4 protein-coding genes are annotated in these 2,542 nt (G+C 72.9%); 2 read left to right on the top strand and 2 right to left on the bottom strand.

Annotation, left to right across the window (positions count from 1 at the left end; genetic code table 11):
• Window positions 1–897: hypothetical protein (locus MFF42_RS25950; protein ID WP_238258836.1), on the top strand; the 897-nt coding region annotated here is incomplete at its 5' end.
• Here MFF42_RS25950 and MFF42_RS25955 read toward each other — a convergent pair.
• Together MFF42_RS25955 and MFF42_RS25960 are read right to left on the bottom strand one after the other, a co-directional pair.
• A complete protein-coding gene (locus tag MFF42_RS25955) occupies window positions 881–1,096 on the bottom strand; it encodes a hypothetical protein (RefSeq protein ID WP_238258837.1) in 216 nt (71 codons plus the stop codon). The two genes, MFF42_RS25950 and MFF42_RS25955, sit on opposite strands and share 17 nt — an antisense overlap.
• A 98-nt stretch (window positions 1,097–1,194) precedes the next feature.
• A complete protein-coding gene (locus tag MFF42_RS25960; RefSeq protein WP_238258838.1) occupies window positions 1,195–1,935 on the bottom strand; it encodes a hypothetical protein in 741 nt (246 codons plus the stop codon).
• Between the two features lie 92 nt (window positions 1,936–2,027).
• On the opposite strand from MFF42_RS25960, the gene MFF42_RS25965 reads away from it, so the two are divergent.
• A partial coding sequence (locus tag MFF42_RS25965) for a phosphoribosylamine--glycine ligase (RefSeq protein WP_373875230.1) occupies window positions 2,028–2,542 on the top strand: 515 nt, incomplete at its 3' end.

Here is a 2,542-nt window from a genome sequence, read left to right on the forward strand (position 1 = left end):
ACGGGCGCGCGGCGGCGCCATCTGATCATTGCCGGATCGGGTCGGGCCGGCACCACCTTCCTGGTTCAGGTGCTCACCGCCTGCGGGTTGGAGACCGCGCTGTCGCGCAACCCCCGCACCGGCTACGACCCCGCGGCGCAGGCGGGGCTGGAGAGCGATCCCCTCAGCGTCCGGGACTGCCCCTACGTCATCAAGAGCCCCTGGGCCTACCAGTTCGTCGATCAGTTCCTCGCCGACGACACGGTGCGGCTCGACGGGGCGATCCTGCCGGTGCGCGACCTGCGCGAGGCGGTCACCAGCCGCATCGCGCTCGAACTCAACAGCCTCTACGCGCGGCCGGGCACGGCGGCGCTCGAAGCGCCCTGGCGGGACTTCGGCACCGTGCCGGGCGGCGTCACCTACTCGCTCGAACCGCTCGATCAGGCGCGCATCCTCGGCCACGCCTTCCATACCTTGGTGGAGCGGCTGCTCGATCACGACGTGCCGCTCTGCCTGATCAAGTTCCCCCGCTTCGCGCAGGATGCCGACTACCTCTACGACAAGCTGCGCCCGTTCCTGCCGCCGGAACTCGACCGGGCCGGGTTCGGCCGGGCGCTCGCCAGCGTGGCGGATGCGGAGAAGATCCGGGTGAGCCGCGAACTCGGCCGGGACGCGACGGCGGGCGCCCTGCCCTCCCTGGAGGAGGTGGAGCGCATCGCCCTGAAGCGGCAGGTCGCGTCCCTGCGTCAGCGGCTGGAGCGGGTCGAGCGGCTGTCGCGACCGTTCCGGCTCGGCGGCCGGGCCTGGGCGAAGGGCGCGCGCACCCTGCACGAGACGGCGTTCCGGATGCGGCGGGTGCTCAGGGGCGGAACGGCGACGAGCGAGGGAAAAGGACCCGGGATCAGATCAGACGCGTGAGGATCAGCGCCGCCGTCACGGCCGGGGCGGCGGCGGCCGCCATGGCCCAGGGCCAGACCGGCGGGAGCCGCGAGCGGCGGTTGTCGTTGGCGGCCCGGGGCGCCGCGCGGCGGCGGACCACGTAATGCGACAGCCGAACGATCGGTTGCTCGCGGGGCGGGCGGGAGGGGGAGGCGATCGAGTGGCGACAGATCGGCATGGCCCTGATCAACAGGCGAGCCCGGCCAACCGTTCCGTCCGGCGCGCGGGATAAGATGATCCCCGGCGGACGGCGGACGAAGGGCCGCATCGGCCCCCTCACCACAGCGAGAATTCGGTGGCGAAATCCGTCGTCCGCAGCGGGCATTTCGGCGCGGGGCAGGGCTCGGCCGGGACGGTGGCGAGCACCCCGTCCGCCCCCGCCTCGAAGCGCAGGCGCACCGGCGGGTCGTCCTCCTTGGCGTAGGCGAGGCGCACCTCGAACCGCACCGCGTCGAAGGTCTTGCGGTCGGCGTAGACGATGACGTCGCGGGAGAGGGATTCGCCCGGATTGAGGTCGGAGGGCTCGCTCGGCAGGGGCGTCGCGCCGGAGAACAGCAGGCCCTGGCGCAGGATCGGCGCGCCGCCGCTCTCGCGCACGTAGTCGCGGGCGGAATCGACGTTCGCCGAACCCGAGAGGGAGGCCTTGAAGGCGGCCTCCCGCGCCGCCTCGTCCGCGCCCGGCTCGGCGAAGCGGGTGCGGATACCAATCACGGTATAGGTGAGCCCGAGCACCCGCACGCCCGCCTGGCCGACATTGGTGCGGGTCACGGTCGAGCGGATCGCCACCCGGTCGCCGCGCTCGCCGACCCGGGCGAGGTCGGTCTTCACCGAGACCGAGGGCGGGGCGAGCCCCGGCTTGATCCGCGCCTCGTAGACGAAGGTGTAGACGCCCCAGGCCCCCGCCCCGAGGATCGCCAGCGTCTGCACCAGGGTGTTGGCGCCCTCGAGGCCGAGGCGCCGCCGCTCCCGTCGCGGCGTCTCACGATCCTCGCGCGGGAGCGTGCCCTGGGTCGTCATGCGGCGGTTCTCCCGTGTCTGTCCCTTGCATTGCCGGGGCAAACGCGAAACGCCCTTTCCCCGGTCCGAATTTTTTGGGAAGGGGTCTCGTCATGACCGAGCCCTTCTCCATCCTGCTCATCGGCTCCGGCGGGCGCGAGCACGCCCTGGCCTGGGCCATCGCGAAGTCGCCGCTCTGCGCGACGCTGTTCGTCGCGCCGGGCAATCCCGGCACGGCGCAGCACGGCGAGAACCGGCCGGACCTCGCCGTATCCGACCACGCGGCGGTGGTCGCCTTCTGCCGATCCGAAAACGTCGGGCTGGTGGTGGTGGGGCCGGAGGCGCCCCTGGTCGCCGGGCTCGTCGACGACCTTCAGGCCGCCGGCATCCCCGCCTTCGGCCCGACCCGGGCCGCGGCGCAACTCGAAGGCTCGAAGGGGTTCACCAAGGATCTCTGCGCCGAGCACGACATCCCGACCGCCGCCTTCGCCCGCTTCACGGCGTTGGAGCCGGCGCTGGCCTATCTGAACCAGCGCGGCGCGCCGATCGTGGTCAAGGCCGACGGGCTCGCCGCCGGCAAGGGCGTGACGGTGGCCGAGACGCTGCCCGAGGCGGAGGCCGCCGTGCG

This window comes from Methylorubrum podarium (genome assembly GCF_022179745.1).
Taxonomy (GTDB): Bacteria; Pseudomonadota; Alphaproteobacteria; order Rhizobiales; family Beijerinckiaceae; genus Methylobacterium; species Methylobacterium podarium.

Bases quoted from the DNA above. Each gene is read 5' to 3' on its own strand.
- MFF42_RS25955 (WP_238258837.1), bottom strand. From the start codon at position 1,096: ATGCCGATCTGTCGCCACTCGATCGCCTCCCCCTCCCGCCCGCCCCGC.
- MFF42_RS25960 (WP_238258838.1), bottom strand. From the start codon at position 1,935: ATGACGACCCAGGGCACGCTCCCGCGCGAGGATCGTGAGACGCCGCGA.